Genomic DNA, 20,188 nt, shown 5'->3' on the forward strand with positions numbered 1-20,188 from the left:
CGTTAAATCCAGGAATGGCGAGCCGGTAGAGTGCCGTTGAGGCGATAGGCGCCGACCGCGTGATATTTCCAGCGCACCGGGTCGTGCAGGGTGTGCACCCGGGCGTTGCGCCAGTGGCGGTCGAGGTTGAATTCGGCGAGGGTCGCGCGGCTGCCGGCCAGTTCGAAAAGCTTCTCGCTGGCGAGCAAGGAAATCTCGGTAGTCAGCACTTTGGCTTCGGCCACCGCAATCGAAGCGCGGGCGGCGGACTCGGCGGTGAGCGGTGCGGCGTGCACCTGATCCAGCACTTGCCCGGCCTTGCGCAGCAATGCCTCGGCGGCGTGCAGTTCGATTTTCAGTTTGCCGATGTCGGCGATCACGTAGAGGTCATCGCTGGCGCGTTCCACCTTGGCGTCGATCCACGGCCGTGCGCGGGTTTTGACGAATTCGATGGCGTCGTCGATGGCGCCACGGGCGATGCCGGCGTCGATGGCCGCTTGAATCAGCTGCGACACGGCACCTTGGGTATTCGGCTTCTCGTTGATCTTCCAGTTGTCGACCACCAGGCTCGACTCGACCCGCACGTTGTTGAGCAGAATCGTGCCACTGGCGGTGGTGCGCTGACCGAAGCCTGACCAGTCATCGACTATGCGCAGGCCCGGGGTGCCACGGCGGACGAATGCCAGCACCTGCTTGCCGTCGTCATTCAGCGCCTTGACCGCCACCCAGTGCGCGAACAGCGCGCCGGTGGAATAAAACTTCTGGCCGTTGATCACATAATCATCGCCGTCGGCGGTGATGCGCGCTTTCAATTCCAGGGTGTTTTTGGTGCCGCGCTCAGGGCCGGCGTTGCCGATGCGCCAGCCTTCCAGAACACTCTGGAACAGCTGTTTTTTCTGCGCCTCGGTGGCGCTGCCGAGTACCAGATTGATGATGCCGAACTGGTTCTGCGGGATCTGTCCCAGCGCCGGGTCGGCCGCGGAAATGATCGCGAACACCTCGGCCAACGTGACAAACGAAACCTGTGGGCCGCCGTATTCACGGGGGATGGCAATGCTGCCCAGACCGCTGCGGGTGAACTGTTCGATTTCCGACCACGGCAACTTGCGCTGACGATCACGTTTGGCGGCCTGCGCGCGGGCAACTTGCGCCAGTTCGTGGGCAGCCTTGATGGCTTGGGCGTCGTTGCGCAAAACCTGCGCGGGCAACAACAACGGGGCGATGTCCAGATCCGACTGGACGTTTGCATCGGCCAGACTGGACATCAGTGCCGCTCCCTGGCTGCACGCAATGCCCTGGCGATCTGCACTGGGGTGATTGTGTTCCGGACCATACTACCTACCTCACATCTCATGAAAAACGCCGCAAAAGTGCGGCGAACGAAAGAATGTCCGGTGGTCCGGTTCATATACCCTAAGCGTGTATAAATATTAAATAAACTAACTTTTAGGAATATGTATAGAAGGGGCGGTGGTCGGGTTGGTTAACAGGCTCCCAGCCGTGGTGGTGCAACCTGTGGTGAGGGGATTTATCCCCGACAGGCCGCGCAGCGGCCCTTTCTGAATCATAAGAAACGGGACTGCTTCGCAGTCCATCGGGGCGGTGCGACTTTTCTCTGGATCCCCTCACTACAAAGCCCCATGAGTACAGGAATGGGGCATCAATCCTTGGTCGATTCAGCGGCCTTCAGATCCTGGCGCAGCGGCACCTTCAGATAAGGATTCACGCAACCGATCTTCAACGTCCGTGGCGGTGCCCAGCGTGAGTTGTTGCCGACCCAGTCGATGACGCAGTAGGTCACATCGAGGCGCAGATCCTCACCGCCCTCTACGATCACTGCCGGTGGTACCCAGACCTGAATCGGCAGGCCGACATCGGCAGCGGTGATTCGGGCCAGGTCCATGCGCACATCGCCCCAGCGCAAAGTGATGGCGTCGTCCTCGGCCATGTTCCGGTAGGGCTCGATGGTCAGAGGCACGCCGCGTTTGATCTGATTGGGATTCACGCCCTGGCGGCGGATGGTGTCGGGTACCGTGACCGGCGCCAGTTGCTGATTCTCGTCACCGCACAACGCCGAAGGCTGGCCGCCTGGGCAGTCGAGCTTGACTTGAACCCGGGTTGCCGCCGACAGCGCCGGTCCCTGCCCGATTTGCATGACCCGATAGTGAATCCGTGCGGTACCGCTGGCGATGAAGCTCTCCGGCACTCGCAGACTGACCGATGTGCCGAGGTCTTCACTGGTCAGGACGCGTGAGGCGACGTAGCAGTTGTTCCAGAACAGTTCGATCAGATCGCCGGCGTCCATACCGGGGTACGGCAGAACATCGATCAGCAGATGCGCGGCCGCGGCCAGGTTGACGGCGTTTTTCTGCGCGGCTGCCAGGTGCGGGGCTGCCAGTTCGGGGGTATGCGAAGTGCGGATCATCGGGCTCTCTCCTTGAAATCTTGCGGCGAATTCCGTTTCTTGAAAAAACAAAAGGCGTGATGAATCGGTTATGCAGCCTGAACTTTTGTTCAGACTGAGTGCGAATTGATTCAACTAGTGGGTGCCGGTTGACGACTAGATAAGAGTGTGCGGGAAAGAGTGTCAATAGAGTGTCTTAGTTAATCCGTGAATTACCGATTAATCAGAAGATTCCTACGTTGTGCAGTCACGCTGCCTAGCCGCAATGGCGAATGGAACTACGGTTTTTTGGCAGTTTTTATTGTTTTAGTGCAGGCGAGTTTGGATCGTTTCGCAGGCAAAGAGATGCGCAACGGATTAAGCCCAACGGCTGCAGAACATGTATGTATTGTTTTGACAGGTTTTAGAATGGAGGGGCTTAGATGTTTGTGTAGGCGGGAAAAGTATAACTTCCATCCGTGGAAGTTAATGACTCAAAGCAATAAGCTTCTCAGGCGTGATTCAGAAACTTGCTGAGAAACTGTTTGGTGCGCTCTTCTTTCGGGTTGGCAAACAAGGCTTTGGCTTCGCCTTGCTCGACGATCACGCCCTTGTCAAAAAACACCACACGGTTGGCCACATCGCGGGCGAACCCCATTTCGTGAGTGACGATGACCATGGTGCGTTTTTCTTCAGCCAGACCACGAATGGTCGCCAACACTTCGCCGACCAGTTCCGGGTCGAGCGCCGAGGTCGGTTCGTCGAACAGGATCACTTCCGGCTCCATCGCCAGCGCCCGGGCAATCGCCACGCGCTGTTGCTGACCGCCGGAGAGACGACGCGGATACGCATCTTCCTTGCCGGCCAGACCGACCTTTGCCAACAGCTTCATGCCCAGGGCAACGGCTTGCTCGCGCGGCATCTTCTTGACCACGATCGGCCCCTCGATGACGTTTTCCAGTGCGGTGCGGTGGGGGAACAGGTTGAAGTTCTGGAACACGAAACCCACGTGCTGGCGCAAATTGCGCACCAGACTTTGCTGCTGGTTCAGCGGGCGGCGGGTATCGATTTCGATATCGCCGACCTTGATCCGGCCGCTGGTGGGCTCTTCAAGGAAATTCAGGCAGCGCAGGAACGTGGTTTTACCCGAACCGCTGGGGCCGATGATGGCCACGACCTCGCCTTCCTTTACTTCAAGATCGATGCCTTTGAGCACCTCTTGACCCTTGAACTGCTTTGTCAGTTTTTCCACGACAATCATGGGTCAGGACTCCTGGTCGTGCCGATTGGCCCGCTCTTCCAACTTGTTCTGCAGGTGCGAGAGCACCGTGGCCAGAATCCAGTAGATCAGCGCGGCGGCAAGATACATGGTGAAGACTTCGAAAGTCCGGGCGGTAATCAGTTGCGCCTGGCGGAACAGTTCCGGCACCTGAATGGTGGCGGCCAGTGCCGTGTCCTTGACCAGCGAAATGAAGCTGTTGCCCAACGGCGGCAGCGCCGTGCGCATGGCCTGCGGCAGGATGGCCCGGCGCAGGGTTTGCGCACGGGTCATGCCGATGCTCGCAGCGGCCTCCCATTGACCACGTTCGATCGAACCGATCGCCGCGCGGAGGATTTCACAGGCGTAGGCGGCCATGTTCAGCGAGAAGCCGATCAGCGCCGCCGGCAGCGGATCCAGTTCCAGACCCAGTTGCGGCAAGCCGTAATAGATCACGAACAGTTGCACCAGCAACGGCGTGCCGCGGAAGAACGACACGTAGATGCGGGCAATCCAGCTCACCAGTTTGAAGCGCGACAGGCGCATCAAGGCCAGGCCGAAGCCCAGCAGCAAGCCGAAGAACATGCCGCCCAGGCTGAGGATAACCGTGTAGTACGCGCCCTTGAGCAGAAAGGGCGCGGAGTCCAGTGCGAGTTGGAAAGCTTCTTCCATTATTTGGTGACGTCAGCGTTGAAGTATTTCTTCGACAGCTTCTCAAGGGTACCGTCGGCACGCAGCTCGTCGAGGGCTTTGTTCACCGCAGCCAGCAGCTCAGGCTCGCCTTTGCGCAGGGCGATACCGGATTCCTGACGGGAGAACGCTTCACCGGCAGCCACGGTTTTCGGGGCTTTCTTGGCGTATTCCAGTGCGGCCAGACGGTCGATCAGGATGGCGTCGGTGCGGCCGTTGTTCAGGTCGGCGAACTTGGTCGGATCATCGTCGTAGGTGCGCACGTCAGCGCCCGGCACGTTGGCGCGAACCCATTGTTCGTAGTTGGTGCCCAGGCCGACACCGACTTTCTTGCCGGACAGATCGGCGGCAGTCTTGATGTTCAACTTGGCTTCCTTGTCCTTCAGCACCAGCGCCTGGATCCCGGAAACGGTGTACGGCTCGGAGAAGTCATATTTCTTCTTGCGCTCGTCGGAGATGGTCACTTGGTTGACCACGACGTCCAGACGCTTGGATTCCAGCGCAGCGAGGATACCGTCCCACTTGGTCGGCTGAATCTTGGCTTTGACGCCGAGTTTCTGCGCCAGGGCTTCGGAGAGCTCGACTTCGAAACCGGACAGTTTGCCGTCGGCGTCAACGAAGCTGAACGGTGGGTAAGTGCCTTCCAGGCCGACGTTGATGACGCCTTTGTCCTTGATCTGTTGCAGCTGCTCACCGGCGGTTGCCTGGCCGATCAGGCCGGCGCTCAGTGCAAGGCCCAGCGAACCTACCAGCAGAGTGCGACGTAGTGCGGAAAAATTCATGACAAGCCCCTGTGTTTTCTTATGGAAGACGCTTAAGGAAGGTTGGCGAATCCGGGAATTGAACGACTGCGTTATCGTGCCCTAAAGCAGCTTATGCGTCTTGCCCGAAATTCGCCTGCGGCGAGACTATAAGATGTCTGCTTTAGACTTGAAAATACTTAATGTCTAATTTGATATTCATATATGGAATATGTGGTATCTGCCTGTGGCGAGGGAGCTTGCTCCCGCCCGACTGCGCAGCAGTCGCAATAACTGGCGCCAGTGTTCAACTGAAAAACGCGAAAGCAGGTTTGGGGGCGCTGCGCGCCCCGGCGGGAGCAAGCTCCCTCGCCACAAAAGCGCTTCAACCGCTCAAAGCATCCCTGTAGGCAAACAACGCCGGCGCCCCACCGGTATGCAGGAAGATGATCGGGCCATCGTCGAAACGCTGGCGGCCGATCCCGTCGAGCAGACCAGCCATGGCCTTGCCGGTATACACCGGGTCGAGCAACACCGCGTCCTGACTGGCCAACAGCTTCACCGCCGCCAGTGTCCCGGCATTCGGCTCGCCGTAACGCGGACCGAAGTATTCGTCCCACAACTCGACCTTGAAGTTCACTGGCAATTTCACGCCCAGCAGGTCCGCCGTACGTTCGGCCAGACCCTGCACTTTCGGGCGCTGATCTTCTTCGCTGCGCGAGACGGTCACGCCGATCACCGGCAATTGCGGCAGCGCTTCGCTCAACGCCAGCGCCAGACCACTGTGGGTCCCGGCGCTGCCCGAGGCCAGCACCACGGCGGCGAATTCCAGGCCGGTGTCCTTGATCTGCTCGGCCAGTTCCAGACCGGCACGCACGTAGCCCAATGCACCGAGAGCATTGGAGCCACCGATCGGCACCAGATACGGTTTCTTGCCATTGCTGCGCAGGCGCACGGCGAGTGCGGCGAGTTGTTCGTCGGCGTTGTCGAGGTTGTCCACCAACTCGACCTTGGTGTCGAACAGATCGAGCAGCAGACGGTTGCCGTTGCCGGTGTAATCGCTGTCATCGGTGCCCAGCGGATTTTCCAGCAGCGCCACGCAACCCAGGCCGAGTCTGGCCGCCAGCGCGGCGGTCTGGCGTAGGTGGTTCGATTGCAAGGCACCGGCGGTGATCAGCGTGTCGGCGCCCTGGGCGAGGGCGTCGGCGGCGAGGTATTCGAGTTTGCGCAGCTTGTTGCCGCCCATGGCCAGCGGCGTCAGGTCATCGCGTTTGATGTACACATCGCGACCCAGCCAGGCGGACAGTCGTTCGAGTTTTTCCAGAGGCGTCGGTTGGCCGAGCAGGTCGAGACGGTTAAAGCGATCCAGCTGTTGTTTGATCATGAGCCCGTACTGGCGGAGGAAGATGACAGGACTATAGGCAGGCCGTTTTAACGGGGCAACCGTGAATTGCTTATAGCCAAATGTGCTTAGGCCAGCACGATCGGTTCTTAATTCGTCCTTGTGGGCCTGTCGTAAAGTAGTCGCCGTTGACGCGGCCAGACCGGCCGCCTGTGAGGAGTCTTTACCGTGAGTGAGCGTTCCAGCCATTGGCAATTGCAGACCATCGTCAGCCAACTGCGTACCGCGCGGGATCAGTGGCGTACCCAGAATGGCCGGGCCAGCGGCGAGCAGGGTGGTCGTGAGTTGCCGTCCCGCGCGGCGATGGCCGAGATTCTCGAAGCGCTGTGTGGCGCATTGTTCCCGATGCGGCTGGGGCCGGTGGATCTGCGTGAGGAAAGCGAAGACTTCTATGTCGGCCACACCCTCGATACCGCGTTGAATGCCTTGCTGGCGCAGGCGCGGCTGGAATTGCGGTATGTCGCCCGCCACAGCGCGCAAGGCGATGCTGATGTCGAAGCGCAGGCGATCCGCATCATTCAGGATTTTGCCCTGGCCTTGCCGGGCCTGCGCAGCCTGCTCGATACCGACGTGCTGGCGGCCTATCACGGTGACCCGGCGGCACGCAGCGTCGATGAGGTGCTGTTGTGCTATCCGGGGATTCTGGCGGTGATTCACCATCGTCTGGCGCACCATCTGTATCGCGCCGGGTTGCCGTTACTGGCGCGGATCAGCGCGGAGATTGCGCACTCGGCCACCGGCATCGATATCCACCCGGGCGCGCAGATCGGCCGCAGCTTCTTCATCGACCATGGCACCGGTGTGGTGATCGGCGAGACCGCGATCATCGGCGAGCGGGTGCGGATTTATCAGGCCGTGACCTTGGGCGCCAAGCGCTTCCCGGCCGATGAAGACGGGCAGTTGCAGAAGGGGCATCCACGGCATCCGATTGTCGAGGATGACGTGGTGATTTATGCCGGAGCGACGATTCTGGGGCGGATCACCATCGGCCAGGGTTCGACCATTGGCGGCAATGTCTGGCTGACCCGCAGTGTGCCGGCGGGGAGCAACCTGACCCAGGCCAATCTGCAGCATGATGACGGGACGCAGAAGTAAGATTTCCAGTTCGTTTGTGGCGAGGGAGCAAGCTCCCTCGCCACAATTTTCGCACCGAACCAGGTTGATGGCATTCAGCCAATTCTCCATTGAACGAATCCCTTCAAACCCGCGTCATACCCCTCCTTGGGCTGCTGTACGAAAACTACCGCCTGGCCCTGCGATTAGTCCTTACCACCCTATCCATGTTTAACTTGAACGTTCATTCAAGTTAAACCGGTGGTTCGCTGCCCGCTCACAACAGGAGGCTTGCCTTTGCTGAGTCCGATCATTTCAGCCACGATTCAACCCCTCGAGGTGCACGTTTCATGAGTGCATCGTCTACCCCCGCCAGCGGTCTGGTGCGCATGAATCCGCCGGTGTTCTACTTCGCCGCGACGGTGATTCTGCTGTTTGGTCTGGTTGTCATCGCCATGCCGGAGCAGGCAGGCGCCTGGTTGCTGGCTGCGCAAAACTGGGCGGCCAATACGGTCGGCTGGTACTACATGCTTGCGATGACGCTGTATCTGGTCTTCGTGGTGGTCACCGCGTTATCAGGCTACGGCAAGATCAAACTCGGTGCCGACCACGACGAACCCGAGTTCAGTTACCTGTCCTGGGCCGGCATGCTGTTCGCCGCCGGGATCAGCATCACGTTGTTCTTCTTCTGCGTGTCGGAGCCGCTGACCCACATGCTGCAACCGCCGCAAGGCGAGGCCGGCACTGCCGATGCAGCGCGGCAGGCGATGCAGATTCTGTTTCTGCACTGGGGCCTGCACGGCTGGGGCGTGTTCGCCTTCGTCGGCATGGCGCTGGCCTATTTCGCCTACCGGCATAACCTGCCGCTGGCCTTGCGTTCGGCGCTGTACCCGCTGATCGGCAAGCGCATCAACGGCCCCATCGGTTACGCGGTAGACGGCTTCGGCATTATTGCTACGGTGTTCGGCCTGGGTGCCGACATGGGTTTTGGTGTGCTGCACCTCAACTCGGGTCTGGACTACCTGTTCGGCATCGCCCACACCCAATGGATTCAGGTCGGCCTGATCACGCTGATGATGGGCGCGGCGATCATCGTCGCCGTCTCCGGTGTGGACAAGGGCGTGCGGGTGATGTCCGACATCAACATGTTGCTGGCCTGTGCGCTGCTGCTGTTCGTGTTGTTCGCCGGTCCCACCCAGCACCTGCTCAATACCCTGATCCAGAACCTCGGCGACTACCTCGGCGCGTTGCCGATGAAGAGTTTCGACCTCTACGCCTACGACAAACCAAGCGACTGGCTCGGCGGCTGGACCGTGTTCTACTGGGCCTGGTGGATCGCATGGTCGCCGTTCGTGGGCCTGTTCATCGCGCGGATTTCCCGTGGCCGCACCATCCGCGAATTCGTCTTCGGCGTGCTGCTGATTCCGCTCGGTTTCACCCTGGCGTGGATGTCGATCTTCGGCAACAGTGCGATCGATCAGGTGCTCAACCACGGTATGTCGGCGCTGGGCATGTCGGCCCTCGACAACCCGTCGATGAGCCTTTATCTGCTGCTGGAAACCTACCCGTGGAGCAAAACCGTCATCGCGGTGACGGTGTTCATCAGCTTCGTGTTCTTCGTCACTTCTGCCGATTCCGGCACCGTGGTGCTTTCGACCTTGTCGGCGAAGGGCGGCAATCCGGACGAAGACGGGCCGAAATGGCTGCGCGTGTTCTGGGGCGCGATGACCGCGCTGGTGACCAGTGCGCTGTTGTTCTCCGGCAGTATCGATGCGCTGAAATCGGCGGTGGTGCTGACTTCGTTGCCGTTCTCGATGATTTTGCTACTGATGATGTGGGGCCTGCACAAGGCGTTCTATCTGGAATCGCAGAAGCAGATCGCGCAACTGCATTCGCTGGCACCGGTCTCCGGTTCGCGGCGTGGCACGGGCGGCTGGCGCCAACGTCTGAGTCAGGCGGTGCACTTCCCGTCGCGCGACGAGGTTTACCGCTTCATGGACACCACGGTGCGTCCGGCGATCGAAGAAGTGACGGCGGTATTTGTCGAGAAGGGTCTGAACGTGGTCACGCAGCCGGATCCGGCGCACGACAACATCAGCCTGGAAATCGGCCACGGCGAGCAGCATCCGTTCATCTATCAGGTGCAGATGCGCGGCTATTTCACGCCGTCGTTTGCTCGGGGTGGCATGGGTTCCAAGCAGCTCAACAACCGCCGCTACTACCGCGCTGAAGTGCACTTGAGCGAGGGCAGTCAGGACTACGATCTGGTCGGCTACACCAAGGAACAGATCATCAACGACATCCTCGACCAGTACGAACGCCACATGCAGTTCCTGCATCTGGTGCGTTGATCGGCAACTGAGCGCCGGGACGTTTCACGACTCGGCGCTCAGTACCATGAACAACACCATCGCCGCCATCGGCACTCCGAACACTGCGCTGCCCACCGCGATCTCCGAACCCAGCGGCTGCCCGGCATGCACCACCCCCACCGCACCATTGATCACCGTCAACGCCAGCCACAGCGCGGCGAAGCTGTAGGCCAGGGTCTGCCGGCTGAAGCCAATGTGCTCGCCGATGTAGAGCATCAGGGCGAGCAGGACCAGGCCGAAGAAGATGATGATGGCGGTGTGCATGGGTGTACCTGCGGGTTATGCGGTGCTTGATCGGACGCCTTCGCGGGCAAGCCCGCTCCCACAGGTTTTTGTGTTGAGTACAGATTCTGAGAAAAACGCGAAATCCTGTGGGAGCGGGCTTGCCCGCGAAGGGGCCCCCTCGGTGTTACTTGGAGCATAGCCAATCAAGCCGAGGCCATTTTCGTCAGGTGCTTTCGCGCTCGATCACGTTGCATTGCAACAGATTCAGCCGCTGCACATCATCGCTCGGCAACACCCCAAGGCTTTCCAATACCCGCGTTGCCGCCAGCACGCCGATCTCCAGTGCCGGTGGCTTGATCGTGCTCAGGCTCGGCAACAGCATCTCGGCGAACGGGTAATCGCCGAAGCCGAGCACGGCGCAGTCTTCGGGAATCTTGAGGCCTGCGCGTTGCCCGGCGAGCAGGCCGCCGGCGGCGAGGTTGTCGTTGGCGAAGATGATCGCGTCGGGGCGGAGAGCGGCGTTCATCAGCGCTTCCATCGCTTGCTTGCCGGCTTCGAACGGCGCTCGGTCGGCGTCGGGGGCGAATACCCAAGGCTCAAGGCCGAACTCGCGCACGGTGGCGGCATAACCGTCGCGACGTTCGAGGGCACTGAGGTCACCGAGTGCGCTGTTCTGCACGAAGGCGATGCGGCGATAGCCTTTGTCATGCAGATAACGCGCAGCGCTCACGCCGACTTCATAGTGCGAAAAGCCAATCTGCATCGGCTCGCGATCCGGCTGGTAATCCCAGGTTTCGATCACCGGAATATCCGCCTCGGCAATCATCTTTTCCGTGCCCGAACTATGGAAATGACTGGTCAGCACCAACGCGGCCGGCGACCAGCCAAGAAATGCGCGCACGGCGTTTTCTTCCTGTTCGGTGCTGAAGTAACTCGACGCCAGCAGCAGCTGATAACCGTGGCGGCTGAGGGTGTCGCTGAAGCCCTGAATGGTGTTGGCAAAAATCGGCCCGGAGATGTTCGGAATCACCATGCCGACGATTTTGCCCCGCGCCGAGGCCAGGCCGCCGGCCACCAGATTCGGCACGTAACCCAGCTCGGCCACCACCGCCGCGATCCGCTCGCGGCGCTCGGGCGAGACGGTTTCCGGCTGATTGAAATAGCGCGACACGGTAATCGCCGAGACGCCAGCCTCGCGCGCCACTGCATTCAGGGTCACGCGTCCGGCGCCACGGCGTTTGCGGGGCTTTTCCTGGCTCAAGGCTCGATCCTTCTTAAAAACCAAAACGCATATAAAAGTAATTTTTCAGTATTGGACGCTCTATGCCGAGCTTGCCAATACTGGCGATGTTAGCGCTAACAAAGCGCATTGTCTGCTACTCGCTCGAGCGAATGCCCAAGACAACGATTCAGGCGCTGTCGTCGCAGAACGGCAGCGGTACAGGGCCAATTTCGAGCGGGCAACCATGCACAACACTCCTGGGGCGACACACAAACTGGTGCAATCGATTCGCGCCGCTGGCTGGATTTTTACAGGGCTGGCGGCGTTGCCGCTGCCCACTGCTTTCGCCGCCGACAGCAGCGAACAAGAGCCGACCCTCAAGTCCGTCACGGTCACCGCCACTCGCCGCGAAGAGTCGCTGCAGAAGGTTCCGGTGGCAGTGTCGGTGATCGACGGCGAACAACTGGAGCGCGATAACCGTAACGGCGTGGCAAGCATCGTCCAGCAAGTGCCGTCGCTGAATTTCCGCACTGGGGCGTCGAACAAGGACACCTCGTTGTTTGTGCGGGGCGTCGGCACGATTTCCACCTCGCCCGGCGTCGAGCCAACGGTGGCCACGGTGATCGATGGCGTGGTCTATGCGCGTCCCGGTCAATCGACTCTCGACCTGCTGGATCTGGAGCGCGTCGAAGTGCTGCGTGGCCCGCAAGGCACATTGTTCGGCAAGAACGCCTCGGCCGGCGTGCTCAACATCACCAGCAAAGCGCCGACCAACGAGACCCACGGCTACATCGACCAGTCGTACTACAGCGGCAACGAAAGCCGCACCCGCTTCGGCATTGGCGGCAGCCTGATTCCGGATAAGCTCAAGGGGTCGATCAGCACCCTGTTCGGCACGTACGACGGCAACGTCGATAACCAGCACAACGGCCAGGAGGTCAACGGCTACAACCATCGCGGGGTGCGCGGCAAACTCGAATTCACCCCGAACGACGACGTCACCTTCACCTTGATTGCCGACTACATGCAGTCCCACGACGACGGCCCCAACGGCGTGGTCAGCAAGTCGCTGACCCCGGCCTTCGCCAACGCGCTGGGCCCGGTCTACGCCAGCAGCCACAACCGCGACATCAACACCGACACCCGCAGTCATGTCGAGGACACCAACAAGGGCCTGTCCGGCCAGCTCGACTGGCAACTGGGCGATTACACCCTGACGTCGATCACCGCGTGGCGCGGCTGGGACAACACGCAGTATCAGGATGGCGATCGGCTGAGCACGATCACGGCAGCGTTCCCCGGCACCGCCGACAAGGGCGATCTGGCCTTTGATCAGTACTCGCAGGAGCTGCGCCTGGCTTCGCCGAAAGGTGAGTTCCTCGAATACGTCGGCGGCCTGTTCTACATGCACGGCAAGGACGACGAGACCTATCAACGCACCTTGACCACCACCACACGCACCGACCGTGGCGTCGCCGATTACAGCACCACCAGCGACAGCTACGCCGCGTTCGGCGAAGCCACGCTGAACTTCACCTCGGACTTTCGTGGCATCGCCGGCCTGCGCTACACCCACGATGAGCTGGAATACGATCACCGCCGCGTCTCCACGTCGGCGACCACGGTCAGCGGCATCCAGCCGGCCACCCGCAGTTCCGGATCGGTGGACGAGGACGGCTGGTCCGGTCGGATCGGCGTGCAGTACGACCTCAGCGATGCAGTCACCACGTACCTGACCTATTCGCGCGGCTACAAAGGTCCGGCCTACAACGTGTTCTTCAACATGCAGCCGCGTGACACCGAAGCGCTGAAACCGGAGACCTCGAACACTTGGGAGGCGGGTATCAAGGCCACCCGCTGGAACAACCGGCTGACCACCAACCTCGCGGTGTTCCACAGCGATTACGACAACTACCAGGCGAATTTTTTCGACACGGTCGCCGGGCAAGTGGTGACGCGCCTGATCAACGCCGGCAGCGTCAGCACCGAAGGCGTCGAACTCGATTACGCCTTGCAGGCGACCCAGCAACTCAAGTTCTCCGGGGCGCTGGCTTACACCCGCGCGCGCATCGACCAGTTCAGTTGCCCGGCGGGCGCGGCGGCGTCGTGCAACGTCAATGGCAAGCCATTGCCGTTCAGTCCGGACTGGAAAAGCTACGTGCGCGCCGACTACAGCATCCCGCTGGACAACGGCCTCGATATCGAACTCGGCACCGACTACAGCTGGCAGAGCGAAGTGCAGTACGACATCAGCCAGAACGCCGACACCAAACAAGGCGCCTACGGCATCTGGAACGCCAGCGTAGCGCTCGCCGATTACAGCAACGGCTGGCGTGTGGCGCTGCTGGGCAAGAACCTTGCCGACAAGTCCTACTCACCGTTGCTGGCCAGCGGCGGCAGCTACATCTACCGCGCTGTGCCTCGGGATGACGAGCGTTACTTCGGCGTGCAATTGCGCAAGGATTTCTGAGATGAGCAGACAGTTGAAACTCGGCGCGTTTCTCATGGCCACCGGGCACCACGTCGCTGCGTGGCGGCACCCGCAGGTACCGGCCAATGCCGGTCTGGATTTCGCCCACTACAAGCGTCTGGCGCAGATTGCCGAAGCGGCGAAGTTCGACACGCTGTTCGTCGCCGACAGCGTTGCCGCGCCGACTCAGGACATCGCCAGCCGCATGGCGCGCTCCGATCACTTCGAACCGCTGACCTTGCTCTCGGCCCTGAGCGCGGTGACCGAACACATCGGCCTGATCGCCACGGCGACCACCAGCTACAACGAGCCGTATCACGTGGCGCGCAAATTCGCCTCGCTCGATCATCTGTCGGGCGGCCGTGCCGGGTGGAATCTGGTGACCTCGGACAACGCCGCCGAGGCGCTGAATTTTGGTCGCGACGAGCACATCGGCCACGCCGAACGCTACAGCCGCGCCCGGGAGTTTCATCAGGTGGTCAGCGGGCTGTGGGACAGTTGGGAGGATGATGCGTTTGTCCGCGACAAGGCCCGTGGCGCCTATTACGACCCGTCGAAGCTTCACGTGCTGGATCACGTCGGTGAGCACTTTCGGGTGAAAGGCCCGTTGAACGTCGCACGCTCGCCGCAGGGACAACCGGTGATCGTGCAGGCCGGCTCGTCCGAAACCGGGCGTGAATTGGCGGCGCAGACCGCCGAAGTGGTGTTCACCGCGCAGACTTCGCTGGCCGGTGCGCAGGCGTTCTATGCCGACCTCAAGGGACGTCTGGCCAAGTACGGACGCAGTGCCGACTCGCTGAAAATCATGCCGGGGGTGTTTGTTGTCGTCGGCCAGACAGAAGCCGAAGCGCAGGAAAAATGTGAAACGTTTCAGCAATTGGTCGAACCGGAGGTTGGCGTGGCGTTGCTTGGGCGTATGCTGGGCAACTTCGACTTGTCGAAGTACCCGCTGGACGGCCCGCTACCGGATTTGCCACTGACCGACAGCGGCCAGCAGAGCCGGCAGAAACTGCTGACTGAGCTGGCGGGGCGGGAGCACCTGACCCTCGCCGAATTGGGCCGCAGGATTGCTGGCGGACGCGGGCATTACAGCCTGGTGGGCACGCCGAAGCAGATCGCCGACCGCTTGCAGGCGTGGTTCGAACAGGGCGCGGCGGATGGCTTCAACGTGCTGGTGCCGCACCTGCCGGGCGGGCTCGAAGACTTCGCCCGTGGTGTGGTCCCGGAACTGCAGCGGCGCGGGCTGTTCAGAACCGAGTATGAGGGCCGGACGTTGCGCGACAACCTGGGCCTGGCCCGACCCGGCAACAGATTTGTGTAACACCCTTCGCGAGCAGGCTCGCTCCCACAGGGGAGTGCATTCCAAATGTGGGAGCGAGCCTGCTCGCGAAGAAGTCGACACCCATTTCAAAACAGACAAGAGAGGATTCGATGACTTACACCGCTGCCGAAAACCGCTACGACTCCATCCCTTACCGCCGCGTCGGCCGCAGCGGTCTGGTGCTGCCGGCGCTGTCGCTGGGCCTGTGGCACAACTTCGGCGACAGCACGCCGATCGACACCCAGCGCGCCCTGCTGCGCACCGCGTTCGATTTGGGCATCAACCACTTCGACCTGGCCAACAACTACGGTCCGCCATACGGCAGCGCCGAAATCAATTTCGGTCGCCTGCTGCGCGAAGATTTCAAGCCGTACCGCGATGAGCTGATCATCTCGAGCAAGGCCGGTTGGGACATGTGGCCCGGCCCGTATGGTCAGGGCGGCGGCTCGCGCAAATACGTGCTGGCCAGTCTGGACCAGAGCCTGCAGCGCCTCGGTCTGGACTACGTGGATATTTTCTATTCGCACCGCTTCGACCCGGACACCCCGCTGGAAGAGACCGCCAGCGCCCTCGCCACCGCCGTGCAGCAGGGCAAGGCGTTGTACATCGGCATCTCGTCGTACTCCGGGGTGAAAACCCGCGAGATCGCTGCGCTGCTCAAGGAATGGAAAGTGCCGCTACTGATTCATCAGCCGGCGTACAACCTGCTCAATCGCTGGGTGGAAAAAGACCTGCTCGACACCACCGAAGAACTCGGCACTGGTGTGATCGCGTTCACGCCGTTGGCCCAAGGTCTGCTGACCGACAAATACCTCAATGGCGTGCCGGCGGATGCGCGGGTCAATCGTCCGGGCGGTGGTTCGCTGCAGGCTTCGCACTTGTCCGAGGCTAACATTGCGCACGTGCGTGCGTTGAACGAGATCGCCAAGCGTCGCGGCCAGAGCCTGGCGCAACTGGCGCTGGCCTGGACCCTGCGTGATCCGCGAGTGACCTCGGCGCTGATCGGCGCGAGCCGGCCGGAGCAGATCATCGAGAACGTCGGGGCGTTGAAGAATCTGAGCTTCAGTGCTGAGGAACTGGCGGAGATCGACCGGTTTGCCCAGGAGGGCGGGATCAATCTGTGGGAGAAGCCTTCGACCGCTGAATAAGTGACTGGCGCCGAATTATTCGGCGCCTGCTCTGACGCTTTCGCGGGCAAGCCCGCTCCCACAGGGTTCCAGTCGTACACAAAGTCTGTGAACGGTGCTGTACCTGTGGGAGCGGGCTTGCCCGCGAAGGGGACAGTTCAGGCAATGAGAAATCGGGCCTCATTTGAAGAACGGCACATCCCCCAACACCGTCGCCCGCTGCATCACCCGCCGTGCCGGGCGGTAATCATCCACCGCGTAATGCTGGGTCACGCGGTTATCCCAGAACGCAATGTCATCCTTCTGCCAGCGCCAGCGAATGGTGAATTCGGGCCGCGTTGCATGAGCGAACAGGAATTTCAGAATCGCTTCGCTCTCGGTTTCCGACAGCTCGTTGATCTTCGAGGTAAAGCCTTCGTTGACGAACAACGAACGGCGTCCGCTCACCGGGTGAGTGCGGATTACCGGGTGCGACAGCGGCGGATTCTTGCGCCTTGCTTCTTCCCACTGCGCCAGGGCTTGCGGCGTATTGCCGTAGCGTTCCAGCGGAAACGAACGGGTGAAATCGTGAGTCGCGGTCAGCCCTTCGAGCAGCTTTTTCATCGGTGCCGACAATGCTTCATAGGCGGCAATCCCGCTGGCCCACAACGTATCGCCGCCGAACTCCGGCAGCAGCTTGGCGCTGAGCACTGCGCCCATCGCCGGCGTTGGCAGGAAGGTCACGTCGGTGTGCCAGATCGCGTTGTCGCGCACGTCGGTGACGGCGGTGTCGAGGATCAGCACCTCGGGCTGCTCCGGCACGTTCGGGTAGATCGGATGGATGTGCAGGTCGCCAAAGTACGCCGCGAAACGCGCTTGTTGTGGAGGCTCGATCGGCTGGTTGCGGAAGAACAGCACCTGATACTTGAGCAGCGCCTGCTCGATGGCATTGCGCTGTTCCAGGTTCAACGGCTGGCTGACGTCGACGCCGCTGATCTGCGCGCCGAGGGCCGAGCTTAAGGGGGTGATGGTCAGGCTGCTCATGATGGTTCTCTTCAATTCCGGGTAACCGCGCCCCTGTAGGAGCTGCCGCAGGCTGCGATCTTTTGATTTGTTTTTTAAAAGCAGATCAAAAGATCGCAGCCTTCGGCAGCTCCTACACGGGAGGATTCACAAATGCTTTAGTGGGTTTGGCCGTGCCACGGCACCAGTTTGCGCTGCAGGGCGCGCAGGCCCATTTCCATGGCGAAGGCAATCAGGGCGATCACCAGAATCCCCAGCACCACCACATCGGTGACCAGAAACTGCGCGGCCGACTGGACCATGAAGCCCAGACCGCTGGTGGCGGCGATCAGTTCGGCGGCGACCAGGGTCGACCAGCCAACGCCCAGACCGATGCGCACACCGGTCAGAATATCTGGCAGGGCGCTGGGCAAAATCACGTGGCGGATCAACTGTGCGCGGGTCGCACCGAGCGACTGAGCAGCGCGCAATTTCGCCGGGTCAACGGTGCGCACGCCGGTCGCGGTGGCAATGGCAATCGGCGCGAAAATCGCCAGGTAGATCAGCAGCACTTTCGACAACTCGCCGATGCCGCACCAGATCACGATCAGCGGCAGATACGCCAGCGGTGGAATCGGCCGGTAGAACTCGATCAGCGGGTCAAGCACACCACGGGCAATACGATTGGCGCCGATGGCGATGCCCACCGGCACTGCGGTCAGAATCGCAAAACCGAGGCCCAGACCGATACGGCTCAGGCTCGCGCCCAGGTGCTGCCACAGGGTCGAATCCATATAACCGGTGGTCGCCAGCAACCAGCCTTTTTGCAGCACGGCGGACGGTGGCGGCAGGAACAGCGGTTCGATCAAACCGCTGGCGGTCACGGCCCACCAGATCACCAGCAAGGACAACAGGGTCAGCAGGCTGATCCACCGCGTGCTGAGGCTGCGGCGCTGCGGAATCGCCACCGATGGGGTTCTCACTGCCGGGGCGGAAACGTCGTAACTGCTCATGCGCGCTCCTGCCGTTTTACGGCGCTGCGTTGCGAGAACACTCTGCTCAACACGTGCTCGCGGGTTTCGATAAAACGCGGGTCGGATTTGATCGCCCGCGCCGACTCACCGGCGGCGTAGCGCTGGCCGAAATCCAGATGCAGACGCTCGACGATCTGCCCCGGATTCGGCGCCAGCAGAATCAGGTCAGTGGCGAGGAATACCGCTTCTTCGATGTCGTGGGTAATCAGGAACACCGGTTTGGCGGTGCGCTGCCAGACTTGCAGCAACAGCTCCTGCATCTGCTCGCGGGTGAACGCATCGAGGGCGCCGAAGGGCTCGTCCATCAGCAGCACGCGCGGGTCGGCGGCGAGGGCGCGGGCCAGGCCAACGCGTTGTTTCTGGCCACCGGAAAGTTGCCAGATACGACGGCTTTCGAACCCTGAGAGATCAACCAGCGCAAGCATTTCCCGGGCGATCTTTTCGCGCTTGTCCTTGGCGACGCCGGCCAGCTCCAGACCGAACGCGACGTTGGCCAACACATCCTGCCAGGGCAGCAGGGCGTCATCCTGGAACACCACGCCGCGTTCGGCGCTCGGGCCTTTGACCGGCACGCCGTCGAGGGTGATGCGCCCGGCGCTGGGTTCGACGAAGCCGGCAATCAGGTTCAACAGCGAGGTCTTGCCACTGCCGGACGGGCCGAGGGCGACCAGCAATTGCTGAGGCCCGAGGGTCAGGGAAATGTCCGCCAGCACCGGTTCAGGGCTGCCCGGGTACTGTGCGCTGATGCGCTCCAGCTGTAGCAAGGCCATCGCGGTCAACTCCCGATCAGTTAGTGATGTATTTGGCGCTGACGTACGGCGCGTAGTCCGGCAGTACGGCTTCGACTTTGCCTTGTTCCTTGAGGAACGCGGCGGTGTCGGTAATGGCTTGGGTGGTCGGCGCGCCGAGGCTGATCACCTGATCAGCCGCCAGCGGGTAGACGTTGCCCTGCAGCAGCAATGGAATGTCGCTGGCCTTGGCGCCGGAAAGCTTCACCAGCTTGTCGACGTGGGACTGGTCGGCGAGCCAGGCTTTGGGATCCTTGCGGTAATCGGCGTAGGCGTCGAGGGTGACCTTGGCGAACGCGGTGACAATTTCCGGGTGCTTCTCGGCGAAGTCCTTGCGCACGATCCAGGCATCGAAGGTCGGCGCGCCGAACTTGGCCAGTTCGCCGGAGGTGATCAGCACTTTGCCGTTTTCCTTGGCCACACCGAGGGCCGGATCCCACACGTAAGTGGCGTCGATATCACCGCGTTTCCATGCGGCGATGATCGCTGGCGGGGCGAGGTTGAGCACGGTGACTTTCGACGGATCGATGTTCCAGTGTTTCAACGCCGCGAGCAGGCTGTAGTGTCCGGTGGACACGAACGGCACGGCGATTTTCTTGCCGACCAGATCCTGCGGGCTCTTGATTCCGGAACCGTCGCGGGCGACCAGTGCTTCGGCGGCGCCGATCTGGGTGGCGATGAGGAAAGTTTCCACCGGAACCTTGCGGGTGATCGCAGCGGTCAGCGGGCTGGAACCGAGGTAGCCGATCTGCACATCACCGGAAGCAATGGCGGCGATGATGTCGGCACCGTTGTCGAACTTGCGCCAGCTGATGTCGGCTTTGGTGGCTTTCTCGTAGGTGCCATCGGCCTGGGCGATTTTCGCCGGGTCGACGGTGGTCTGGTAAGCGACGGTGAGGTCGGCGGCCTGCGCCAGAAAACTCGCAGCAGCCAGAGAGGCCACGGCCAGCAGGCGAAGCGGGAAATTCAGTTTCATGGGGAGTGCTCCAAATCAGGCGACCGACGATCGGCGTGAAAGGAGACTAAATGATCTAAGAAACTAAAAATAAATAACTTTTTAGACTTAGCTTATGAGCGGAAAAATCTAAGCGGAGGGATTGCTGGTGAGGCCATTGTGGCGAGGGAGCTTGCTCCCGCTGGAGG

17 protein-coding genes are annotated in these 20,188 nt (G+C 61.2%); 5 read left to right on the top strand and 12 right to left on the bottom strand.

Translation table 11 applies throughout. The features are described from left to right. Positions 1-2 precede the first annotated feature (2 nt). From OC71_RS16050 to OC71_RS16075, 6 genes are all read right to left on the bottom strand, one after another. Entirely contained in the window at positions 3-1,244 is a 1,242-nt protein-coding gene (locus OC71_RS16050; protein WP_041071173.1) for an SfnB family sulfur acquisition oxidoreductase, read from the bottom strand. Positions 1,245-1,639: 395 nt separating this feature from the next. Further along, a complete protein-coding gene (locus OC71_RS16055; protein WP_041071176.1) occupies positions 1,640-2,404 on the bottom strand; it encodes a hypothetical protein in 765 nt (254 codons plus the stop codon). 469 nt (positions 2,405-2,873) lie between these two features. Continuing rightward, positions 2,874-3,623: an L-cystine ABC transporter ATP-binding protein TcyN gene (gene tcyN, locus OC71_RS16060; RefSeq protein WP_041071179.1), complete on the bottom strand. Its 750-nt coding sequence runs from the start codon at positions 3,621-3,623 to the stop codon at positions 2,874-2,876. Between the two features lie 3 nt (positions 3,624-3,626). Next, positions 3,627-4,292, bottom strand: a complete 666-nt coding sequence (tcyL, locus tag OC71_RS16065; protein ID WP_003220607.1) for a cystine ABC transporter permease — start codon at positions 4,290-4,292, stop codon at positions 3,627-3,629. Continuing rightward, positions 4,292-5,092 carry a cystine ABC transporter substrate-binding protein gene (gene tcyJ / locus OC71_RS16070; protein ID WP_041071182.1) on the bottom strand — a complete coding sequence of 267 codons (801 nt, stop codon included), beginning with the start codon at positions 5,090-5,092 and terminating at the stop codon, positions 4,292-4,294. Before tcyJ ends, tcyL begins: the two co-directional genes overlap by 1 nt. A 343-nt stretch (positions 5,093-5,435) precedes the next feature. Continuing rightward, positions 5,436-6,434 carry a D-cysteine desulfhydrase gene (locus OC71_RS16075; RefSeq protein WP_041071185.1) on the bottom strand — a complete coding sequence of 333 codons (999 nt, stop codon included), beginning with the start codon at positions 6,432-6,434 and terminating at the stop codon, positions 5,436-5,438. A gap of 186 nt (positions 6,435-6,620) precedes the next feature. On the opposite strand from OC71_RS16075, the gene epsC reads away from it, so the two are divergent. Then, positions 6,621-7,547, top strand: a complete 927-nt coding sequence (gene epsC / locus OC71_RS16080; protein ID WP_041071188.1) for a serine O-acetyltransferase EpsC — start codon at positions 6,621-6,623, stop codon at positions 7,545-7,547. Between the two features lie 347 nt (positions 7,548-7,894). Continuing rightward, positions 7,895-9,856 carry a choline transporter BetT gene (gene betT / locus OC71_RS16085; RefSeq protein ID WP_174377299.1) on the top strand — a complete coding sequence of 654 codons (1,962 nt, stop codon included), beginning with the start codon at positions 7,895-7,897 and terminating at the stop codon, positions 9,854-9,856. A gap of 24 nt (positions 9,857-9,880) precedes the next feature. Here betT and OC71_RS16090 read toward each other — a convergent pair whose 3' ends face one another. Then, positions 9,881-10,141, bottom strand: a complete 261-nt coding sequence (locus OC71_RS16090) for a hypothetical protein (protein ID WP_041071194.1) — start codon at positions 10,139-10,141, stop codon at positions 9,881-9,883. A gap of 184 nt (positions 10,142-10,325) precedes the next feature. Continuing rightward, entirely contained in the window at positions 10,326-11,363 is a 1,038-nt protein-coding gene (locus tag OC71_RS16095; protein WP_041071197.1) for a LacI family DNA-binding transcriptional regulator, read from the bottom strand. A gap of 205 nt (positions 11,364-11,568) precedes the next feature. Between OC71_RS16095 and OC71_RS16100 the strand changes: the two genes are divergently transcribed. From OC71_RS16100 to mgrA, 3 genes are all read left to right on the top strand, one after another. Further along, the gene (locus OC71_RS16100) at positions 11,569-13,794 is read left to right on the top strand and encodes a TonB-dependent receptor (RefSeq protein ID WP_041071200.1); all 2,226 of its coding nucleotides are present in this window, start codon (positions 11,569-11,571) and stop codon (positions 13,792-13,794) included. 1 nt (position 13,795) lies between these two features. Next, positions 13,796-15,115, top strand: a complete 1,320-nt coding sequence (locus OC71_RS16105; RefSeq protein WP_041071203.1) for an LLM class flavin-dependent oxidoreductase — start codon at positions 13,796-13,798, stop codon at positions 15,113-15,115. Positions 15,116-15,225: 110 nt separating this feature from the next. Beyond that, complete coding sequence (mgrA, locus tag OC71_RS16110) at positions 15,226-16,263, top strand: L-glyceraldehyde 3-phosphate reductase (RefSeq protein ID WP_041071207.1); 1,038 nt, start codon at positions 15,226-15,228, stop codon at positions 16,261-16,263. A gap of 159 nt (positions 16,264-16,422) precedes the next feature. Here the strand turns inward: mgrA and tauD are convergent, their stop codons facing one another. From tauD to tauA, 4 genes are all read right to left on the bottom strand, one after another. Continuing rightward, entirely contained in the window at positions 16,423-17,265 is an 843-nt protein-coding gene (gene tauD / locus OC71_RS16115) for a taurine dioxygenase (protein ID WP_041071210.1), read from the bottom strand. A gap of 137 nt (positions 17,266-17,402) precedes the next feature. Continuing rightward, positions 17,403-18,236, bottom strand: coding sequence for a taurine ABC transporter permease TauC (gene tauC, locus OC71_RS16120; RefSeq protein ID WP_041071213.1), 834 nt, complete (start codon positions 18,234-18,236; stop codon positions 17,403-17,405). Beyond that, positions 18,233-19,027 (bottom strand): taurine ABC transporter ATP-binding subunit, encoded by a 795-nt coding sequence (gene tauB, locus OC71_RS16125; RefSeq protein WP_041071216.1) that lies wholly within the window; start codon positions 19,025-19,027, stop codon positions 18,233-18,235. The genes tauC and tauB overlap by 4 nt, the downstream gene beginning before the upstream one ends. A gap of 16 nt (positions 19,028-19,043) precedes the next feature. After that, positions 19,044-20,021 (bottom strand): taurine ABC transporter substrate-binding protein, encoded by a 978-nt coding sequence (gene tauA, locus OC71_RS16130; RefSeq protein ID WP_041071219.1) that lies wholly within the window; start codon positions 20,019-20,021, stop codon positions 19,044-19,046. Positions 20,022-20,188: the final 167 nt, after the last annotated feature.

Source organism: Pseudomonas sp. W15Feb9B, from assembly GCF_000828175.1.
Lineage (GTDB): Bacteria > Pseudomonadota > Gammaproteobacteria > Pseudomonadales > Pseudomonadaceae > Aquipseudomonas > Aquipseudomonas parakoreensis.

Coding starts and splice junctions, on each gene's coding strand:
- OC71_RS16075 (WP_041071185.1), bottom strand. CDS start 6,434: ATGATCAAACAACAGCTGGATCGCTTTAACCGTCTCGACCTGCTCGGC.
- tauA (WP_041071219.1), bottom strand. CDS start 20,021: ATGAAACTGAATTTCCCGCTTCGCCTGCTGGCCGTGGCCTCTCTGGCT.
- betT (WP_174377299.1), top strand. CDS start 7,895: ATGAATCCGCCGGTGTTCTACTTCGCCGCGACGGTGATTCTGCTGTTT.
- tauC (WP_041071213.1), bottom strand. CDS start 18,236: ATGAGCAGTTACGACGTTTCCGCCCCGGCAGTGAGAACCCCATCGGTG.
- tcyJ (WP_041071182.1), bottom strand. CDS start 5,092: ATGAATTTTTCCGCACTACGTCGCACTCTGCTGGTAGGTTCGCTGGGC.
- tauD (WP_041071210.1), bottom strand. CDS start 17,265: ATGAGCAGCCTGACCATCACCCCCTTAAGCTCGGCCCTCGGCGCGCAG.
- tcyL (WP_003220607.1), bottom strand. CDS start 4,292: ATGGAAGAAGCTTTCCAACTCGCACTGGACTCCGCGCCCTTTCTGCTC.
- OC71_RS16055 (WP_041071176.1), bottom strand. CDS start 2,404: ATGATCCGCACTTCGCATACCCCCGAACTGGCAGCCCCGCACCTGGCA.
- mgrA (WP_041071207.1), top strand. CDS start 15,226: ATGACTTACACCGCTGCCGAAAACCGCTACGACTCCATCCCTTACCGC.
- OC71_RS16100 (WP_041071200.1), top strand. CDS start 11,569: ATGCACAACACTCCTGGGGCGACACACAAACTGGTGCAATCGATTCGC.
- tauB (WP_041071216.1), bottom strand. CDS start 19,027: ATGGCCTTGCTACAGCTGGAGCGCATCAGCGCACAGTACCCGGGCAGC.
- tcyN (WP_041071179.1), bottom strand. CDS start 3,623: ATGATTGTCGTGGAAAAACTGACAAAGCAGTTCAAGGGTCAAGAGGTG.
- OC71_RS16050 (WP_041071173.1), bottom strand. CDS start 1,244: ATGTCCAGTCTGGCCGATGCAAACGTCCAGTCGGATCTGGACATCGCC.
- OC71_RS16105 (WP_041071203.1), top strand. CDS start 13,796: ATGAGCAGACAGTTGAAACTCGGCGCGTTTCTCATGGCCACCGGGCAC.
- OC71_RS16090 (WP_041071194.1), bottom strand. CDS start 10,141: ATGCACACCGCCATCATCATCTTCTTCGGCCTGGTCCTGCTCGCCCTG.